Annotated in this window: 18 protein-coding genes; 12 read left to right on the top strand and 6 right to left on the bottom strand. The window is 65.6% G+C overall.

The window, feature by feature from the left end; all coding sequences use genetic code 11:
- Nucleotides 1–49: 49 nt before the first annotated feature.
- The 3 genes from E0501_RS21120 to E0501_RS05880 form a co-directional block, all read right to left on the bottom strand.
- The gene (locus E0501_RS21120; RefSeq protein ID WP_161594562.1) at nucleotides 50–220 is read right to left on the bottom strand and encodes a hypothetical protein; all 171 of its coding nucleotides are present in this window, start codon (nucleotides 218–220) and stop codon (nucleotides 50–52) included.
- Between the two features lie 165 nt (nucleotides 221–385).
- The gene (locus E0501_RS05885) at nucleotides 386–2554 is read right to left on the bottom strand and encodes a BTAD domain-containing putative transcriptional regulator (RefSeq protein WP_137700385.1); all 2169 of its coding nucleotides are present in this window, start codon (nucleotides 2552–2554) and stop codon (nucleotides 386–388) included.
- Between the two features lie 150 nt (nucleotides 2555–2704).
- Nucleotides 2705–3817: a Ppx/GppA phosphatase family protein gene (locus E0501_RS05880; RefSeq protein ID WP_137700384.1), complete on the bottom strand. Its 1113-nt coding sequence runs from the start codon at nucleotides 3815–3817 to the stop codon at nucleotides 2705–2707.
- Nucleotides 3818–4011: 194 nt separating this feature from the next.
- Here E0501_RS05880 and E0501_RS05875 point away from each other — a divergent pair, with 194 nt between their 5' ends.
- From E0501_RS05875 to E0501_RS05850, 6 genes are all read left to right on the top strand, one after another.
- Nucleotides 4012–5889, top strand: a complete 1878-nt coding sequence (locus E0501_RS05875) for a PhoX family protein (protein ID WP_137700383.1) — start codon at nucleotides 4012–4014, stop codon at nucleotides 5887–5889.
- 181 nt (nucleotides 5890–6070) lie between these two features.
- On the top strand, nucleotides 6071–6367 hold the full coding sequence (locus tag E0501_RS05870) for a virulence factor (RefSeq protein ID WP_137700382.1): 297 nt from the start codon (nucleotides 6071–6073) through the stop codon (nucleotides 6365–6367).
- Nucleotides 6368–6394: 27 nt separating this feature from the next.
- Entirely contained in the window at nucleotides 6395–7330 is a 936-nt protein-coding gene (locus tag E0501_RS05865) for a methylenetetrahydrofolate reductase (protein ID WP_137700381.1), read from the top strand.
- Between the two features lie 3 nt (nucleotides 7331–7333).
- A complete protein-coding gene (locus tag E0501_RS05860; RefSeq protein ID WP_137700380.1) occupies nucleotides 7334–8416 on the top strand; it encodes a dihydropteroate synthase in 1083 nt (360 codons plus the stop codon).
- A 62-nt stretch (nucleotides 8417–8478) separates the two neighbouring features.
- Nucleotides 8479–9018, top strand: coding sequence for a GNAT family N-acetyltransferase (locus E0501_RS05855; RefSeq protein WP_137700379.1), 540 nt, complete (start codon nucleotides 8479–8481; stop codon nucleotides 9016–9018).
- 50 nt (nucleotides 9019–9068) lie between these two features.
- Nucleotides 9069–9974, top strand: coding sequence for a glucokinase (locus tag E0501_RS05850; protein ID WP_137700378.1), 906 nt, complete (start codon nucleotides 9069–9071; stop codon nucleotides 9972–9974).
- Here E0501_RS05850 and E0501_RS05845 read toward each other — a convergent pair.
- From E0501_RS05845 to pdxH, 3 genes are all read right to left on the bottom strand, one after another.
- A complete protein-coding gene (locus tag E0501_RS05845; RefSeq protein WP_137700377.1) occupies nucleotides 9971–10450 on the bottom strand; it encodes a DUF192 domain-containing protein in 480 nt (159 codons plus the stop codon). The two genes, E0501_RS05850 and E0501_RS05845, sit on opposite strands and share 4 nt — an antisense overlap.
- Nucleotides 10451–10454: 4 nt before the next feature.
- Entirely contained in the window at nucleotides 10455–11015 is a 561-nt protein-coding gene (locus tag E0501_RS05840) for a cold-shock protein (protein WP_137700861.1), read from the bottom strand.
- A 96-nt stretch (nucleotides 11016–11111) separates the two neighbouring features.
- Complete coding sequence (pdxH, locus tag E0501_RS05835; protein WP_137700376.1) at nucleotides 11112–11717, bottom strand: pyridoxamine 5'-phosphate oxidase; 606 nt, start codon at nucleotides 11715–11717, stop codon at nucleotides 11112–11114.
- 125 nt (nucleotides 11718–11842) lie between these two features.
- Between pdxH and fabI the strand changes: the two genes are divergently transcribed.
- The 6 genes from fabI to E0501_RS05805 all read left to right on the top strand — a co-directional run bounded on the left by fabI (nucleotide 11843) and on the right by E0501_RS05805 (nucleotide 17498).
- Entirely contained in the window at nucleotides 11843–12649 is an 807-nt protein-coding gene (gene fabI / locus E0501_RS05830) for an enoyl-ACP reductase FabI (RefSeq protein ID WP_137700375.1), read from the top strand.
- Between the two features lie 169 nt (nucleotides 12650–12818).
- Entirely contained in the window at nucleotides 12819–13190 is a 372-nt protein-coding gene (locus E0501_RS05825) for a hypothetical protein (RefSeq protein ID WP_137700374.1), read from the top strand.
- Nucleotides 13187–13795: a LysE family translocator gene (locus E0501_RS05820; RefSeq protein ID WP_137700373.1), complete on the top strand. Its 609-nt coding sequence runs from the start codon at nucleotides 13187–13189 to the stop codon at nucleotides 13793–13795. The genes E0501_RS05825 and E0501_RS05820 overlap by 4 nt, the downstream gene beginning before the upstream one ends.
- Before the next feature lie 11 nt (nucleotides 13796–13806).
- On the top strand, nucleotides 13807–14310 hold the full coding sequence (gene gpt / locus E0501_RS05815) for a xanthine phosphoribosyltransferase (protein WP_137700372.1): 504 nt from the start codon (nucleotides 13807–13809) through the stop codon (nucleotides 14308–14310).
- A gap of 33 nt (nucleotides 14311–14343) precedes the next feature.
- The gene (locus tag E0501_RS05810; RefSeq protein ID WP_137700371.1) at nucleotides 14344–15516 is read left to right on the top strand and encodes an aminotransferase; all 1173 of its coding nucleotides are present in this window, start codon (nucleotides 14344–14346) and stop codon (nucleotides 15514–15516) included.
- A 140-nt stretch (nucleotides 15517–15656) separates the two neighbouring features.
- Entirely contained in the window at nucleotides 15657–17498 is a 1842-nt protein-coding gene (locus tag E0501_RS05805) for a peptidyl-prolyl cis-trans isomerase (protein WP_137700370.1), read from the top strand.
- The last annotated feature ends 6 nt before the right edge of the window (nucleotides 17499–17504 follow it).

Here is a 17504-nt window from a genome sequence, read left to right as displayed (position 1 = left end):
CCGCCAGAGCGGGTCTGGCGGGTGCCTGGCTTCGCGAGCCGGTGCCTGGTCAGATCGCCATCACCCCGGCGATACCGCCCACGATGACGATCATCGCGAGAACCGCGGCAACCGGCGAGTTGGCCAGCCGGTAGAGCGAGAAGCCCTGCTGCTTGCAGAATTCGGCCTCTTTCTCGAGATCCTTGAGGTGTTGGTTGAGGATGATCGGGTTGTCGAACATTGGCTTGGCTCCTGGTTGCTTGGTTGCGTCGTTTGATGCCACCAAGCTACCGATCGCCTGTGTTCCGAACGTCTGTCGCGCCGTGAAAAAAGCGTGAAAACGGCGGGGATGGGCGTGAAACATGCGGATTCACGGTCACTGACCGGTCACACGTACAGGTGCGATTCAGGTCAGTCTCGCTGTTTTCAGGCGCTTGCGCAGACCTTCTGTCTTCGACCTGTCCTGGTAAAGCGTGACGAGTTCCAGCTGGTCGAAACTGTAATCCGGATCGAGCCGGAAAATCTGGGCAACGCTCTCCCTGGCCCCGTCCACATCATCCAGCGCCACCTGTGAAGCGGCCTTGAAACTCAGCGCGCGCGGCGTGGGAAAGGCCAGCCTCCTGAGGGAGTCGACCGCCCCCGCGTAATCGCCCCGGGAATAAAGCAGCACCCCCTGGTCCTCGACCGCCCAGACCGGCAGGAAGGGGTCGAGGCTGAGCGCGCGGTCCATGACCTCCTGCGCCTTGTCGTCATGCCCGCTCCAGCACCAGTAGACCGCCGAGGTCCCGGTCAGATAGGCATCGCTGGGGTTCAACTCGACGGCGCGCTGCACATGGTGCAGGCCCTTGTCGAAATCGCGGTTCATCATGGCGATCGCCCCGGCAATCCGCTGCACCTCGGGGTCGTGTTCGTGAATGGTCAGCGCCTGGGACACATCCCGGAGCCCGTCACCCAGGGCATAGTCCGCGTCGAACCAGGACGTCGAACAGACCCGCCATGCATAGGAGCGCGCGAAATCCCGGTCGATATCGATCGCCTCGGTGAAAAACCGCGACGCACGCTTGGCATTGTCGAGCGACAGCCCCGCCCGGCGGTGATTGTAGAGCCCGCGCAGGTACCAGTCGAACGCCCCCATGGAATTGGTCATTGCGCGCTCGGCACGTTCGCTCGCGGCAATCTCGGACTTGTGGACGACCAGCGTCGCGATCCGGTCGACCATCAGGCTTTGCTGTTCGAAAAGCTCGTCGAAACGGCCGTCGAAGCGGTCGCTGTGGATCGTCGTCATGTCGGTGAGATCGGTAATGCTCATCGCGATGCGCAGCCGGTCGCCCATGCGCAACACGCTGCCATCCACCAGGTAATTCACCCCGAGTCGGTCCTTTAGATCCGCCGCGTCCATCCCCAGCTTGCGGCAGGTCTGCGCCGCGGTGGGCGACGCCACGGTCAGCCCGCCAAACCGGGACACCCGGGCAGTTATTTCCTCGGCCAGGACCAGCCCCAACGGGATGCCGCCCGCCTCGGTGTTCAGATCCTGAAACGGCAGAATGAGAAGGGACAGGTCCGCCCCCAGCTTGCGTTCCGGCGCGTCGTAGACGGAGCCCACCTGCATCCGGTGGCGTGGCACCTGTGACACCTCATAGCCCTCGCTCCCGGCGCAGGGGGTGAAACAGAAGGCCGAGCTATGATCGCTCTCGCCACAAATCGCGGGGCTGGCAAGGCACCCGGCCTCCGTGTTGTCCAGGTATTCGCGCGCCGCGTCCAGCGGGTCGCCGCCGGTCTCGGCGGCGTTCAACACCACGGCGCGCCCCTTGCCGTCCCGGTCATGATTGAAAGCGGCACTCAGCGCCTGCTCGATCGACGAAGCCTCGGCCACATGATCGAGATCGCCCGCCGGGGTCAGAAGAACCGTCACGACGCCGTTGCGTCGCGTGTCTTGGGCGGCAGGCGCCATGCGTGTGGCGCGGATATGACTTGCCAATTGCCGGGTTTCACTTTCGGGAACCACGCCCAGTTGCGCCTCCAGCGCCTTGCGGCAGGTCTCGTACTGCGCCAGGGCGGCGTCGGTCTTGCCCATGGCCGCCAGCATCCGCATCTGCTTGCGGTGCAAGGCCTCGTTCAACGGGTCGCGACGCAGCGCCTCGGACAGCGCGGCACTGGCGCGGGCATGGTCGCGCGACTCGGCGGCCTGCTCGGCAAGCCCGGTCAGCGCGGCGACCATGCGCGCGTCGATCTCGCGGGCGCGGGCATTCGCCCAATCCTCGAAAGGTGCGGCAACCGGCACGAAACCTTCGAGAAAGGCAGGCTGCCCGGCCAGCGCCATCGCATCCTCCAGTTCACCGGCCAGAAGCGCACGCGCCGGGGCGTCAACCCCGTCCGCGCGCAGCACCACCTGGTCGCCGCTGGCCTCCAGCGGATCGTGCCCCGCCGCCGCGAAAAGCTTGCGCAACTGGCTGAGCGCCTGTCGAAGGTTGGTGCGGGCCTGGTCCTCGGGGCTGTCGGGCCAGAGGAGCCCGGCCAGGTGGCCGCGCGTCACGGGTTCGTTCATCCGCATCGCGAGGTAGGCCAGAAGCGCCATCGCCTTGCGTGCGCTCAGCGCATGGCGCTCGCCCTACACGATAATGGCCGGCGGTCCGAACAGGTTGATATGAAACCGCATTTCGCGCTCCTGCAGGCTTCGATTTCATCGTAGCCTAGCAAGTTTTGCCGTTCGGGTCACCTCCGTCGGCTAGAACGGCCCGTCCTCCAGCACGCCATCAGCACTCATCTGCGCGTAAAGCAGCCCCTCGCGCAAGCCGCGGTCCGCCACGGACAGCCTGTCCGTCGGCCAGCACCGCAAGAGCGCCTGCAGGATCGCGCTGCCCGACATGATCAGCGCCTGCCGGTCCTGGCCGATGCGCGGATCGCGCCGCCGCCCGCCCGGGCCCATGCGCAGGTAGGTCCGGATCACCTGATCGATCTGGTCGGATGTCATGCGCAGCCCGTCCACCTTGGTCCGGTCATAGCGTTTCAGGCCGAGGTGGCTTGCCGCCACCGTCGTCACCGTGCCCGATGTCCCGACGATCTGGAATCCCTCGCGGGTCTGCTCGTCCTTGTAGGGCGCAAACTCCGCCAGGTTCTCCTCGAAGAACCAGCTCATCAGCGCAAAGCGCGCCGCGTCGTCCTCGACATCGCGGAACTGGTCGCGCAGCGTCGCCACGCCCAGCGGCACGCTGATCCAGTCCACCACCTTCGCCGCCGGAAACGGGCTCTCGGTCGGGTGAAACCCGCTATGCAGCCGCATGATCGCGCGCGGCCGGTCGCGTTTGGGCACGCTCGACAGGTCGATCCACACGAGCTCGGTCGACCCGCCTCCGATATCGACGACAAGCAGCTGCTCGGTCTTGGTGCTGACCAAAGGCGCGCAGGAGATCACCGCCAGCCGCGCCTCTTCCTCGGGTTTGATGATTTCCAGCTCCAGCCCCGTCTCGCGCTGCACCGTTCGGATGAAATCGCGCGCGTTCTTGGCGCGCCGGCAGGCCTCGGTGGCCACCAGGCGCATGCGCTTGACGTTGTGGCGCTTGAGCTTTTGCTGGCAGATGCGCAGCGCCTGCACCGTGCGCCCCATCGAGGCACGGCTCAGCCGCCCGGTGCGCTCCAACCCTGCCCCGAGCTGCACCGACTTGGAAAAGGAATCGACCACATGGAACTGGCTGCCCTTGGGCTGGGCAATCAGCATGCGGCAACTGTTTGTGCCCAGGTCCAGCGCGGCATAAAGCTGCGATGGATCCGGCAGATTGGGCGCGGGGCTCTCAACCGGTTTCGGGAACGCGCCCGCACCTTCGGGACGCTTGGGCGCCATAACTCCACGCCCTCCATTTCGAGTTGCCCCCAAGGTAGGCGCGCGATCGGTTCCACGCAAGATGTTTCACCGCCAAGCGTCATGTCGCTGTCATGAAAGGCCGCCATTTCAGGCAGCGCGACGCGGCCAGGCGATTCCCTCGCACCGCGTAGCCAAAGACTGATAGGATTTTCTCAACCGCATCCGAGGACACAATGAAAGACATCCCCGAAATCAGCTTCGACGATCACGACGAACAGGTTTCCCCCCGCCCCGAGGAGACCGGTTTCGACCAGGTGGTCGAGGCCGCGCTTTCCCGCCGCGGCTTCCTGGGCGGCGTGCTGGCCGCCGGCGGCTTTGCCACGCTCGGCAGCGTTCTGCCCTCGGGGGCCCGCGCGTCGGGCGCCCGTTTCCCCTTCGCCCCCATTGCCAGCTCGACCGCCGATGCCGTCACCGTGCCGCCGGGCTATTCCGCCCGCGTGGTCGTCCGCTGGGGCGATCCGCTCTGGTCGGAAGGCACCGCCTTCGATCCCGAAACCCGCGGCACCGCCGCCAGCCAGGCGCTGGCCTTTGGCGACAATACCGATGGGATGGAGATCTTCTCGCATCAGGGCCGCACGCTTCTGGTGGTGAACAACGAATACACCAACCGCTCCATCATCTGGGGCAACCGCGGCGATGACGCCCCCAACGCCGACGACATCGAAAAGGGCCTGCTCGCCCATGGCGTCACCGTGGTCGAACTGGCCGCGGGTGACGACGGCTGGCAGATCGTCACCTACAGCCCCTACAATCGCCGCATCACCCCGCAAACGCCGATGGACATCACCGGCCCGGCGCGCGGCCACGACGGGATGAAAACCGCGGCCGATCCCTCGGGCACCCGGTGCCTCGGCACCTGGAACAACTGCGGCTCGGGGCGCACGCCCTGGGGCACCTATCTGGCCTGCGAGGAAAACTTCAACGGCTACTTCTCGGCCGAAGATCCCGATCACGCGGTCAGCCCGGCACTCAAACGCTACGGTGTTTCGGCCAAGGACTGGGGCTATGGCTGGGCGCAGATCGACGAGCGCTTCGACGTGTCGAAATCCCCAAATGAGCCCAACCGCGCCGGCTATGTCGTCGAAATCGACCCGCGCAACCCCGACAGCACGCCGAAAAAGCGCACCGCGCTTGGCCGGTTCAAACACGAAAACGCCGAATGCGTCATCAACACCGATGGCCGCCTTGTGATCTACATGGGCGATGACGAACGCGGCGAGTTCCTCTATCGCTACATATCCGACGGGGTCTATGCCCCGGGCGCCGATACCGACGCCCTGATGGAAAACGGCACGCTTTATGCCGCCAAATTCCACGACACCGGCGCGGGCGAATGGCTGCCGCTGACCCCCGAAACCACGGGGATGAGCAAGGCCGAGATCTGCATCCACACCCGCCTTGCCGCCTCCGCCGTGGGCGCCACCACGATGGACCGGCCCGAATGGGTCACCGCAAACCCCAACGGACCCGAGCTCTACTGCGCGCTCACCAACAACAAGAACCGCGGGATCAAACCCAACGCGGGCGGCGATCTCACCCCGGTGGGCGGCCCCAACCCGCGCGAGGCCAACAAGTTCGGCCAGATCGTGCGCTGGCGGCCCAATGGCGGCGATCACACCGCCGATGGCTTTGCCTGGGATCTCTACGTGCTGGCCGGCAACCCGGAAAAGCTCGACGACACGCGCCGCGGCTCCGAGAATGTCACGCCGTCGAACATGTTCAATTCGCCCGACGGGCTCGCCTTCGACTCCACAGGCCTTCTGTGGATCCAGACCGACGGCAACTACTCCAACGCCGAAGAGTTCGAAGGCCAGGGCAACAACCAGATGCTGGCGGGCGATCCGGTCACCGGCGAAATCCGCCGCTTCCTCGTCGGCCCCAGGGAATGCGAGGTGACGGGCCTGTGCTGGTCGCCCGACCGCCGCACCATGTTCGTCGGCATCCAGCACCCTGGCGAACGCGGCAATTCGCACTGGCCCGATGGCGGCGCCTCGGTGCCGCGCTCGGCCATCATCGCGGTCACTCGCGATGACGGCGCCCCGGTGGGCTGAGATTTCCGCAACACCTCTCATCATCTACATGAAAATTTCCACGACTGGCCCCGGTGGTTTCCATCCACCGGGGCCTTTATCGTCAGCCAAACGTCGCAACATCGCGCCTTGAAGTCGAAAACCGACCCTTTAACGCGCGCGCGCTCAATTACTCAGGGCGAAGAACAGCAAGGAATCAGCCATGCCTGAGGTCACAATCGTCTACTGGCGGGACATCCCGGCACAGGTCATCGTCGGCAAGGGCCGTCGCGGATCGAAAATGCCGTTACCCGAACGGTTCGAACAGGCGATCGACCGCGCGGCGATGAAGGTGGGCGCCTCGGATACCGACGCCTACCTCGCCGAATGGCGCAAGGCCGATCCCTACACTGTCGAGGGAGAGGCATCCGATATCGCCGCGGCCGAGGCCGCCCGTATCGATGCCGAATATGATCAGGACCGCATCAAGGCCCTGATCGCCAACGATGGCTGGGCCTGAGCGCCCATGCGCCTTTGGAGTGCGATGATGTCTCTTTTGAACTTCCGCAGGAAAGAAACCGCGCCGGTCGCGACCCCCGTCAACCCGCAGGTCGAAGCCTTCCTGCAGGGCTACTCGATCGAGGTGATGCCGCGCACCGCCGAGAAGGTCGAGGATTTCCGCGATCACCTGCCCGCCGGCACGCGCGTCTACATCGCCCATATTGAGGGCACCCCGATCGAGGACATGGTCGCCACCGCCGCGCGGCTGAAGCGCGAAGGCTTTGACGCCATGCCGCATTTCCCCGCCCGCATCATCAAGGATGCCGCCACGCTGGAAAACTGGATCGCCATGTACCAGGGCGAAGCGGACGTGAAACAGGCGCTGCTGCTGGCCGGTGGCGTGGACAAACCGCATGGCGAGTTCCACTGCTCGATGCAGCTGATGGAAACCGGCCTATTCGACAAGGCGGGATTCACCCGCCTGCACGTCGCCGGCCACCCCGAAGGCAACCGCGACATCGACCCCGACGGCGGCACCCGCAACGTCGACGAAGCGCTGCAGTGGAAACAGAAGTTTTCGGAGCGCACCGACGCCAAGATGGCGCTGGCCACGCAGTTCGCGTTCGAGGCCACGCCGATCATACACTGGGCCAATGCGCTGAAAGAGGCCGGTATCGACCTGCCCGTGCATATCGGCATCGCCGGCCCGGCCAAGCTGCAGACCATGATCAAGTTCGCGGTCACCTGTGGCGTCGGCCCCTCGATCCGCGTGCTCCAGCGCCGCGCCAAGGATGTCTCGAAACTGCTCCTGCCCTATGAGCCGACCGAGGTCGTCGAGGCGCTCGCCGCCCACAAGGCCGCGCACCCGGACTTCAACATCGAGCAGGTCCACTTCTTCCCGCTGGGCGGGATCAAGACCAACGCCCAATGGGCCATCGACAATGGCGGCGCCTCGGCCGTCCCCGCCAGCCAGCAAGGATAAGACATGACCCAGACCGTCGTTGAATCGAAAACCAAGACCGCCATCATCGGCTTTGATCAGCCCTTCTGCGTGATCGGCGAGCGCATCAACCCCACCGGCCGCAAGATCCTCAACGAGGAGCTGGAGCGCGGCGATTTCAGCCGCGTCGAGGCCGACGCGCTGGCCCAGGTCGCCGCCGGGGCCACCGTGCTCGACATCAACTCGGGCGCCGTCTTCTCGGGCAAGATGGCCGAGGACCCGCGCTATGCCGACAACAACTTCGTCGAGCCCACGCTGATGAAACAGCTGGTCGAAGTGGTGCAGAAGGTCGTCGACGTGCCTCTCTGCATCGACAGCTCGGTGCCCGGCGCGCTGGAAAACGGCCTGGCCGCCGCCGAAGGCCGCCCGCTCCTGAACTCGGTCACCGGCGAAGAGGAACGGCTCGAACTGGTCCTGCCGCTGGTCAAGAAATACAACGTGCCCGTGGTCGCCATCTCGAACGACGATACCGGCATCAGCGAAGATCCCGAAGTGCGCTTCGCCGTGGCCAAGAAGATCGTCGAGCGCGCCGCCGATTTCGGCATCCCCGCGCATGACATCGTCGTCGATCCGCTGGTCATGCCGATCGGCGCGATGGGCACCGCCGGCCAGCAGGTCTTCACCCTGGTCCGCCGCCTGCGCGAGGAACTGGGCGTCAACACCACCTGCGGCGCGTCGAACATCTCCTTCGGCCTGCCCAACCGTCACGGCATCAACAACGCCTTCCTGCCCATGGCGATCGAGGCCGGCATGACCTCGGCCATCATGAACCCCGTCGCGCTGCCGGTGGGCCCCAAGGCCATCGCCGCCAAGAAGGAAGAAGTCCTCGCCGCCGGCATCATGATGCCTGCGGACATGGATGACGAAACCTTCGTGCAGCTCTTCGGCATGGGCTCGACCAAGCCGCGCGCCGGCAAGGAAATGGAAGCGATCCGCGCCGCCAACTTCCTGATGAACCACGATGAAGGTGGCGGCGAGTGGATCCGCTTCAACAAGGTTCCGGTGAAACCCGGCGAAGAGACCCGCGGCCGGGGCGGCCGCGCCGGTGGGCGCCGCCGCCGCGCCTGATCCGCGAAAACCAGACCGGCGCGCGCGCCATATCGCGCGCGCCCGTTTCCATTAAAGCCCGCATGGAATTCAGCGACAGCCATCAAAACCGCGCAGATGACATCATCGCGCTTTTCACCCGCACCTTCACAGCGTCAGAAGGCGCGGACGAGGGTCGCCTGATCGGCGCCTTGGTGCAAAACCTGCTCGCCACTACGCCCCCGGACGATCTCTTGGTTTTTTCCGCTATCGGGGACGGCACGCTGCTGGGCTGCATCGCCTTCACGCGTCTGCGCTACGATCAGGATCATCGGGTTGTCTTCCTGCTCTCGCCCGTCGCCGTCGCGCCGGACCGGCAGGGACAGGGCATCGGCCAGGCGCTCCTGAACCACGGGCTTGACGCCCTGCGCCAGCGTGGCGTCGACGTGGCCATCACCTATGGCAATCCGGCCTACTATTCCCGCGTCGGCTTCCACCAGATCACCGAAGACGTGGCGCGCGCGCCCCAGCCTCTGGGCATGCCGATTGGCTGGCTCGCGCAATCCCTCGGCGGCGACAGGCTCACCCCGCTCCGGGGGACGGCGCACTGCGCGCCCGCCCTTGATCACCCCGACTACTGGTAGGGCCCTCGATGCGGGGTTTTTCTGCCCGGCTTTCCGGCTAAGCTTGCCCCATGTCGCGCAATGCCCCCTTCCTCCTTGCCGATATCGGCGGCACCAACAGCCGGTTGGCCCTGTCCGATGGCGCCACGCTACGCCCGGGATCGGTGCGCAACATCGCCAATGACGGTGTTGCGGGCATTGAAACGCTGCTGGCCGAGTATCTCTCTGATACCGGTGCCCGACCCGCCGCCGTCTGCGTGGCTGCCGCGGGCCCAGTGCAGGGTGACCGCGTGCAACTGACGAACCGCGACTGGTCCACCAACCGCGCCGCACTGGCCCGCGCCACCGGCTGCGACGCCATTGTGCTGCTCAATGATCTTCAGGCCATGGGCTATGCACTGGCCTGTCCCGACATCGCGGGCTCCGTGCTGTCGCACACGCGGCTGGTGGTGGCCATCGGCACCGGCATCAACGTCGCCGTGGCGCATTCTCTGGGCGGCAGGGTGTTCGTGCCGCCAAGTGAATCCGGCTACCTGTCGCTGCCCTTCACCGGCAAGGCCGATGCCGCCGCCCTCGCCCGCATCGCCGCCGATTTCGGCGCGCCCGTGGCCGAGGCCGTGCTCTCGGGTCCCGGCCTCGCCCGCGTGCACCGCGTGCTGGCAGGCCAGGCGCGCGCGCCACATGACATCACCGCCCGCGCCCCGGGCACCGAGGCCAGCCTCGCCCTCGTGCTGCGCGTGCTCGGCGCCTATCTCGGCAGCCTCGCGCTGGCGCATCTGTCCTATGGCGGGATCTACCTTGCCGGATCGGTCGGGCGGGCGCTCTTTCGCTGGTGCGACGGCCCCGATTTCACCGGGCCCTTTTCAGACCGCGGCGCCTATCGCGATATCGTCACATCCATGCCCCTGCGCCTGATCGAGAATGACAGCGCCGCGCTGCATGGCGCCGCGCTCTGCCTGGCGCAGGCGGAAGGCTAGTCGCAGGGCCAGGCGGCCGCCTTGCCAAAGGACGGGTGCCGCATCTCGCTGCCTTCGGCGATGCCCATGTCGCGGGCCAGCCCGCCATTGATCTCCAGCACGGCCTTCACATTGTCGCCCCCGGGGATCACCGTTGGGTCGAGCGGCTGCGCTTCGTGGTGCACTTTCACCACCGTTCCGGTTTCATCCAGGAAAATCATGTCGAGCGGGATCAGCGTGTTCTTCATCCAGAACGCCACGTATCCCACCTTGTGATAGACAAACAGCATGCCCCGGCTTTTCGGCAGGTTCTCGCGATGCATCAGCCCGCGGGCCCGTTCGCCACCAGTATCGGCGACTTCCACGCCGAACCGCGCCTGCCCCCAGTCACCGCGCAACAGCACCGCGTCCTCCCGGCAGGTTTCCGCCACCGCCCCCGTGGCGACCAGAACTGCGGTCAGCACCGCCCATCCGATCCGCCGCAGGGCACCGGTCATCCGGTCAGTCCTCTCGGGAATTCAGCCCGGCCTCCCAGGCGCAGACCTCAGTCGCCATGCGGCCGCGCTTGCCATCGATCACCCGAAGCGCCAGCGCCTCGCCCGGCTGAAGATCCGCCAGGCCCGAGCGACGCAGAACCTCGATGTGAAGAAACACATCTTCCTTGCGCCCGAAAACATTCGCAAAGCCGAACCCTTTGGCTTTGTCGAACCATTTCACGCGTGCAGGTTCCAACGGCGCCGAACTCAGCACCTCCGGATCAATTTCCTGAAAATCAGCCAGGGGTGCTTCCTCGATGCCCTCGGGCGGTTCGATCTTCAGCACCTCCACAGCCTGAACCCCACGCTCCGTTTCCTGAACCGTCACCTCGATCCGGGCGCCATCGGCGACCGAACTCTGGCCAAAGTTCCGCAAAACGTTTGCGTGAAGCAAGATATCCGGCCCGCCTTCATCGGCAACCACGAACCCGAACCCCTTTACGGGATCAAACCATTTCACATGTCCAAAAAGCGCGCGCGCGTTATTCCCATCCTGTACCAAAATTAGACATCCGTCAGCTTCCATCCCCCAGACACATCTGTCTTGCGCAATGCGACCACGACTTGCAAGCGGAAAAAACAAAAGGTTTTTCAACCGATTGCATTTCGCGTGACGCGAAATTCATGGATTCAGGCGTTGAGTCTCCCAAACTGACGTTACGTCGGAACGGCGCCACCGGAACCTATCATGCAAGCGGAAGGCTCCGTCGGCCCAGAACTCGATTTCCAGCGGTTGCAAACGATACCCGCCCCAGAACGGCGGTCGCTTGGGATGGGTGCCGTGCTGGGCCGTCACCTTGGCGACCTCGGCCATCAGCGCCCCGCGCGAACTCAGCGGCTGCGACTGGCGCGATGCCCAGGCTCCCAGGCGGCTCTTCAAGGACCGCGATTCGTAATACTCGTCCGCCTTCGGGCCTTCCTCGCGGCTGATCAGGCCCCGCACCCGGATCTGCCGGCGCAGGCTCTTCCAGTGCATCACGAACGCGGCCTTGCCGGCGCCGTCCAGTTCCTGCGCCTTCGTGCTGCCGTAGTTGGTATAGAATACGAAAGCGTCGGGCTCGATTTCCTTGAGCAGCACCATGCGCGCATTGGGCAGGCCGTCAGCATCGACCGTCGACAGTGCGATCGCGTTGGGATCGTTCACCTCGCTGGCCTCGGCCTCGGCCAGCCACGTCCGCGCGATGGCAAACGGGTCGTCGCCCGCGAAAATTCCCGATCTGTCCGTCATGATACACCGCTCTCCCGTCCCGGCTTCGCGTCACCCGCGCCCTTGATGCACCCTAGCCAATCGCCTAAAGAATTCAATCAACTGAATAGAGGGACAGGCCATCGGCCTTCATATGGGGGAAAACCATGTCGAACAATCTGATGGCGGGCAAGCGCGGCCTGATCATGGGGCTTGCCAATGACAAGTCGATCGCCTGGGGCATCGCCAAGGCCTGTGCCGAGGCCGGCGCCGAAATGGCCTTTTCCTACATGGGCGATGCCTTCCGCAAACGCGTGGCCCCGCTGGCCGATCAGCTGGGTGTCGATACGCTGATCGATTGCGACGTCTCCGACGCCGCCTCGATCGACGCCGCCTTTGCCGAGATCGAAGCCAAGTGGGGCAAGCTCGATTTCCTCGTCCACGCCATCGGCTTTTCCGACAAGAACGAGCTGCGCGGCCGCTACGTGGACACCAGCCGCGACAACTTCCTGATGACCATGGATATCAGTTGCTACAGCTTTACCGCCGTCATGCAGCGCGCCGAGAAACTCATGGGCGACGGCGGCAGCGCCCTCACCCTCACCTATTACGGCGCCGAGCAGGTCATGCCGCATTACAACGTCATGGGCGTCGCCAAGGCCGCGCTCGAAGCGTCGGTCAAGTACATGGCCGAGGATCTTGGCAAGGACGGCATCCGCGTCAACGCCATCTCCGCCGGCCCGATCAAGACGCTCGCGGCTTCTGGCATCGGCGATTTCCGCTATATCCTGAAATGGAACGAGTACAATTCGCCCCTGCGCCGCAACGTGACCATCGACGATGTCGGCAATTCCGCGCTCTACCTGCTCAGCGACCTGGGCTCGGGCGTGACTGGCGAAAACCTGCACGTCGATGCGGGTTACCACGTGGTCGGGATGAAGGCGGTCGACGCCCCCGATATCGAGAAAGGCTGACCGAGTGCGGGGCCCGGCACTCTGCTTGGCGCTCGGGCTTCTCGTTGCGTCGCCGTCACTGGCAGACTGCCCATGGCAAGACGACGCCGACCTCGCCAACGCCCTGTCAGACAGTCGCTGGCAACTCACCTCGCGGGGCGCCTACCGGGTGCGCGACGCGGCCCTGCGCATGGACAAGACCCCCGGCAGCCACGACTTCATTATCGGGCCGCTTCTGCGGGACGTCTCGGTGGATGGCACCCCAGTCGAGTTGAAACTCGCAAGCGTTCCGCTCCCCGAAAACCACACCGTCGAAATGGGACGCCACAAGATCACGTTCGCCTATCCTGACCTCTCGGGCGCAGCCTGCGCCGCTCAGGAACTCTCGATGCTGCGCGCTACCGGCATAACCCGCATCGATGGCCGTATGGCGACACTCACGCTTGAACTCTGGCCCGCCTCCGCCACCCGTCTGGCCGGGCTTTTGCGCGTCGAACGGATCGACGCCTTCAACCACCTGCACGCCCGTTTCGAACCAGTCGAGGCCTCGCCCCAGCCATGACCCTCGCCCATCTCATCGCCTTCAACCTCACGCTGCTGGCGGCCATGGCGTCGCCCGGACCGGCCATGCTGCTTTCGATCCGTGCCACGCTCAGCGGCGGGCGCGCACATGGCATCGCCACGGGCCTTGGCCTCGGCACCATGGCGGCGGGCTGGACCGCGCTGGCGCTCCTGGGGCTCGATGCGGTCTTCGCGCTCTTTCCCTGGGCCTATCTCGCGCTGAAGATCGCCGGCGCGCTCTACCTGATGTGGATCGCGGCTCACATGTGGCGCGACGCGGCGAAACCGATCTCGGCCCATGCCGCGCCGGTGCCGCGCCACCGCGCCTTTCTTACCGGGCTCAGCGTGAACCTCGCCAACCCGAAATCGGTGCTCTTCGCCGCCTCGGTGCTAATCGTGATCTTTCCCGCCGGGCTCAGCCTGACGGAAAAGGCGCTGATCGTGGCCAATCACCTCGCCGTCGAATATATTGCCTACAGTCTTTTCGCGATTGCCCTCTCGACAGCGCCGGCGCGCGATGGCTATCTGCGCCTCAAACCCGTTTTCGACCGCATCGCCGCTACCGTCCTGGGCGTGCTCGGCCTGCGGCTCCTGCTCGATCGATAAGGAATGCTGCCATGACCGACCGTTTGCCCCACGAAAAAGGGTTCCACGTCAGCTGGGACCAGATTCACCGCGACAGCCGCGCGCTGGCCTGGCGGCTTGATGGGCAGGGCCCCGATGACGGCGCCTGGCGCGCCGTGGTGGCCATCACCCGCGGCGGCATGGCCCCCGCGATGATCGTCGCGCGCGAACTCGACATCCGAACCGTCGACACGATCAGCGTGAAATCCTACCACCACCAGGATCAGGGCAAAGCCAAGGTGCTCAAGGCCCCCGATGCCGAAATGATGGGCGATGGCGAAGGCGTCCTGGTCATCGACGATCTGGTTGATTCCGGCAAGACGCTGGAACTCGTGCGCCAGATGTATCCAAAGGCGCATTTCGCCACCGTCTACGCCAAGCCCAAGGGCCGGCCGCAGGTCGACACTTTCATCACCGAGGTCAGCCAGGACACCTGGATTTTCTTCCCCTGGGACATGGCGTTGCAATATGTCGAACCCTATCGCGGGGTCGACTGAGCCCGGCGCCCTGCCCCTTCCGGAGGTCCCCGCATGACCAGCCGCACTGCCACCACCTTCCGCCCGCCCGTAATGGAGGCGATCGGCTGGCTCAAGGGCGTCACCTTCCCGCCCGACCGGCCGCTGATCAACGTCAGCCAGGCCGCCCCCGTGGCCGCGCCCCCCGAAGCGATGCGCGACGCGCTGGCCGAGATCATCCGCAATGATATCTCGGTGCATCTCTACGGCCCCGACCTGGGCCTGCCCGCCCTGCGCGCCGAAATCGCGGCGCAATGGCCGGGCCTCTATGGCGGGGCCGTGTCGCCTGATCAGGTCGCCATCACCTCGGGCTGCAACCAGGCCTTCTGCGCCGCCTGCGCCGCCCTGACCACCGAGGGCGACGAGATCCTCCTGCCGACGCCCTGGTATTTCAATCACAAGATGTGGTGCGACATGTCGGGCGTCCACGCCGTGGCCCTGCCCACCGGCGCGGACCTCGTTCCGGACCCCGAAATCGCCCGCGCGCTGATCACGCCGAAAACCCGCGCCATCGTGCTGGTCACCCCCAACAATCCCGGCGGCGTCGAATATCCGCCCGCCACGATCCGCGCGTTTTTCGAACTCGCCCGAGAGGCCGGTATCCGGCTCATCATCGACGAAACCTACCGCGATTTTCACGGGGTATCGGGCGCACCGCATGATCTTTTCACCGATCCCGACTGGCCCGACACCCTGATCCACCTTTATTCCTTTTCAAAGGCTTACCGGCTGACCGGCCACCGCGTCGGCGCGCTGGTGGCCAATGCGGACCTGCTCCGCGAGGTCGAGAAATTCATCGACACCGTCACCATCTGCCCCAGCCAGCTCGGCCAGCGCGCGGCCCTTTGGGGGATGCAGAACCTCGCCCAATGGCTCGCCGGCGAACGCGCCGAGATCCTCGACCGCCGCGCCGCCATCGAAGAGGGGTTTCCCCGTCTCGCCGCGCAGGGCTGGAAACTCCTGGGCCTTGGGGCCTATTTCGCCTATGTCGAACACCCGTTCGACATGCCCTCGGATCAGCTTGCCCCGCGGCTGGTGGAACAGGCGGGCGTGCTCTTGCTGCCCGGCACCATGTTCATGCCCGAAGGCGACCCCACCGGCACCCGCCAGTTGCGTATCGCCTTCGCCAATATCGACCGCGCCGGCATATCCGAACTCTTCTCGCGGCTCGAAACCCTCCGCCTCTGATACCCGCCGGTCCGCACCCGGCCAAAGGCCTGGCACGATCCATGTTTTTCACCGTCGGGACCGTCTCAGCCTTGCCCCTGCGCGGCCAAAGCAATAGACATCATCCGACCTGAAATCACTCACCCGGCAAAGGGGCGCTCATGGCACGCGGCAGCACTACCAAAACCCTCGTCTGGATCCTCATGGCCCTGCTCATTCTCGGGCTTGGCGGCTTCGGCGTGACCAACCTGTCGGGCAATATCCGCACCATCGGCGATGTCGGCGGCAAAGAGATCACCGTCAACGAATATGTCCGCGCCCTGCAGGATGAAATCCGCACCCGCGAAGCGCAGACCGGCCAACCCATTCCCTTCCCGCAGGCCCGCGCCATGGGGCTCGACCAGGTCGCGCTGGCCCGCCTGATCGGTGCCACCGCACTCGACGCCGAGACCGCCAGCCTCGGCATCTCGATCGGCGATGACAACCTCGCCGACCAGCTGCAGCAGCTGCAGGGCCTGCAGGGCATCGACGGCAAGTTCGACCGCGAAGCCTACAAGTTCTTCCTCGACCGCAGCGGCCAGACCGAGGCCGAGTTCGAAAACGGCATCCGCGATGAGATGGCCCGCGGCCTGCTGCAGGCCGCCATGCTCGCCGGGGTGCCCGCGCCCGACACCTATGCCGACACGATCCTGAAACACGTTGCCGAGCGCCGCAATTTCACCTGGGCCCGCCTGGGCGAGTCCGACCTGGCCGAGCCCCTGCCCGCCCCCACCGCGGCCGAGCTCGAAACCTACCACCAGGACAACGCCGCGGCCTTCACCCTGCCAGAGATGAAGCGCATCACCTATGCCTGGCTCGCGCCCGACATGCTGGCCGACGACATCCAGATCGACGACGCGCTCCTGCGCGAAAAATACGAAGAACGCGCCGAAGAGTTCAACCAGCCCGAACGCCGCCTGGTCGAACGCCTGGCCTTCCCCGACGAAGCCAGCGCCGAAGCTGCCAAGATCGCCCTCGAGTCCGATGAGAAAAGCTTCGAGGACATCGTCGCCGAACGCGGCCTCGACCTCGCCGACGTGGATATGGGCGACGTTCTGCAATCCGACCTGGGCGAAGCCGGCCCCGCCGCCTTCAACGCCGATGCGGGCGCCGTCGTCGGTCCCTTCGCCACCGATCTCGGCCCCGCGCTTTTCCGCGTCAACGCCGTGCTGCCCGCCCGCACGATGAGCTTCGAGGACGCCCGCGACGAGCTGCGCGACGAACTTGCCGCCGACCGTGCCCGCCGCGCCATCGGTGATGAGATGGGCCCGATCGACGACCTGCTCGCCGCCGGCGCCACGATCGAGGAACTGGCGCAGGAAACCGACATGCAGCTCGGAACGCTCGACTGGACCCCCGAAAGCTCCGATGGTCCCGCCGGCTACATCGCCTTCCAGGACGCCGCCCAGGCCGTGAAGGACGGTGATTTCCCCGAACTGATCGAGCTTGACGACGGTGGCATCGCCACCCTGCGCCTCGACGAGATGCTGGCCCCCCGCCTGCAACCGCTCGAGGATGTGCGCGACGATGTCATCGCCGCCTGGCAGGATACCGAAACCGCCCGCCGCCTGGCCAGTCAGGCCCAGGCTCTCCTCCCGCAGATCACGCCCGAGGCCGACATGGCCGCTCTCGGCCTGACCGTGACGCAGGAGACCGACATCACCCGGGGCGAATTCATCGCCGGCACCAGCGCCGATTTCCTCACCCGCGTCTTCGAAATGGAACCCGGCGCCGTGGAGATGATCGAGATCCCCGCCGCGGTTCTGATCGTCCGGCTCGACGCCATCCTGCCGCCCGACGACGCCGACGAGGCCGTGCCCGCGCTGCGCGCCGCCCTGGCCCAGCAGATGAGCAGCGGCCAGGCGCAGGACATCTACCAGTATTTCATCAGCGACGTTCAGGCCCGCGCCGGCCTGCAACTCGACGAGAACGCCATCAACGCCGTTCTCGCCAACTTCCAGTAAGGCCGG

It is taken from the genome of Marimonas lutisalis, from assembly GCF_005434965.1.
In the GTDB taxonomy this organism is placed as follows: domain Bacteria; phylum Pseudomonadota; class Alphaproteobacteria; order Rhodobacterales; family Rhodobacteraceae; genus Marimonas_A; species Marimonas_A lutisalis.
This window is presented reverse-complemented; position numbering and strand designations above follow the sequence as displayed.

Excerpts from the sequence above, each read along its gene's own strand:
- E0501_RS05840 (WP_137700861.1), bottom strand. The coding sequence starts at position 11,015 with ATGGAAGCTGACGGATGTCTAATTTTGGTACAGGATGGGAATAACGCG.
- E0501_RS05820 (WP_137700373.1), top strand. The coding sequence starts at position 13,187 with ATGACCCTCGCCCATCTCATCGCCTTCAACCTCACGCTGCTGGCGGCC.
- E0501_RS05850 (WP_137700378.1), top strand. The coding sequence starts at position 9,069 with ATGTCGCGCAATGCCCCCTTCCTCCTTGCCGATATCGGCGGCACCAAC.
- fabI (WP_137700375.1), top strand. The coding sequence starts at position 11,843 with ATGTCGAACAATCTGATGGCGGGCAAGCGCGGCCTGATCATGGGGCTT.
- E0501_RS05875 (WP_137700383.1), top strand. The coding sequence starts at position 4,012 with ATGAAAGACATCCCCGAAATCAGCTTCGACGATCACGACGAACAGGTT.
- E0501_RS05810 (WP_137700371.1), top strand. The coding sequence starts at position 14,344 with ATGACCAGCCGCACTGCCACCACCTTCCGCCCGCCCGTAATGGAGGCG.
- E0501_RS21120 (WP_161594562.1), bottom strand. The coding sequence starts at position 220 with ATGTTCGACAACCCGATCATCCTCAACCAACACCTCAAGGATCTCGAG.
- E0501_RS05880 (WP_137700384.1), bottom strand. The coding sequence starts at position 3,817 with ATGGCGCCCAAGCGTCCCGAAGGTGCGGGCGCGTTCCCGAAACCGGTT.
- E0501_RS05825 (WP_137700374.1), top strand. The coding sequence starts at position 12,819 with ATGGACAAGACCCCCGGCAGCCACGACTTCATTATCGGGCCGCTTCTG.
- gpt (WP_137700372.1), top strand. The coding sequence starts at position 13,807 with ATGACCGACCGTTTGCCCCACGAAAAAGGGTTCCACGTCAGCTGGGAC.
- E0501_RS05805 (WP_137700370.1), top strand. The coding sequence starts at position 15,657 with ATGGCACGCGGCAGCACTACCAAAACCCTCGTCTGGATCCTCATGGCC.
- E0501_RS05845 (WP_137700377.1), bottom strand. The coding sequence starts at position 10,450 with ATGACCGGTGCCCTGCGGCGGATCGGATGGGCGGTGCTGACCGCAGTT.
- pdxH (WP_137700376.1), bottom strand. The coding sequence starts at position 11,717 with ATGACGGACAGATCGGGAATTTTCGCGGGCGACGACCCGTTTGCCATC.
- E0501_RS05855 (WP_137700379.1), top strand. The coding sequence starts at position 8,479 with ATGGAATTCAGCGACAGCCATCAAAACCGCGCAGATGACATCATCGCG.
- E0501_RS05860 (WP_137700380.1), top strand. The coding sequence starts at position 7,334 with ATGACCCAGACCGTCGTTGAATCGAAAACCAAGACCGCCATCATCGGC.
- E0501_RS05885 (WP_137700385.1), bottom strand. The coding sequence starts at position 2,554 with ATGGCGCTTCTGGCCTACCTCGCGATGCGGATGAACGAACCCGTGACG.
- E0501_RS05865 (WP_137700381.1), top strand. The coding sequence starts at position 6,395 with ATGTCTCTTTTGAACTTCCGCAGGAAAGAAACCGCGCCGGTCGCGACC.
- E0501_RS05870 (WP_137700382.1), top strand. The coding sequence starts at position 6,071 with ATGCCTGAGGTCACAATCGTCTACTGGCGGGACATCCCGGCACAGGTC.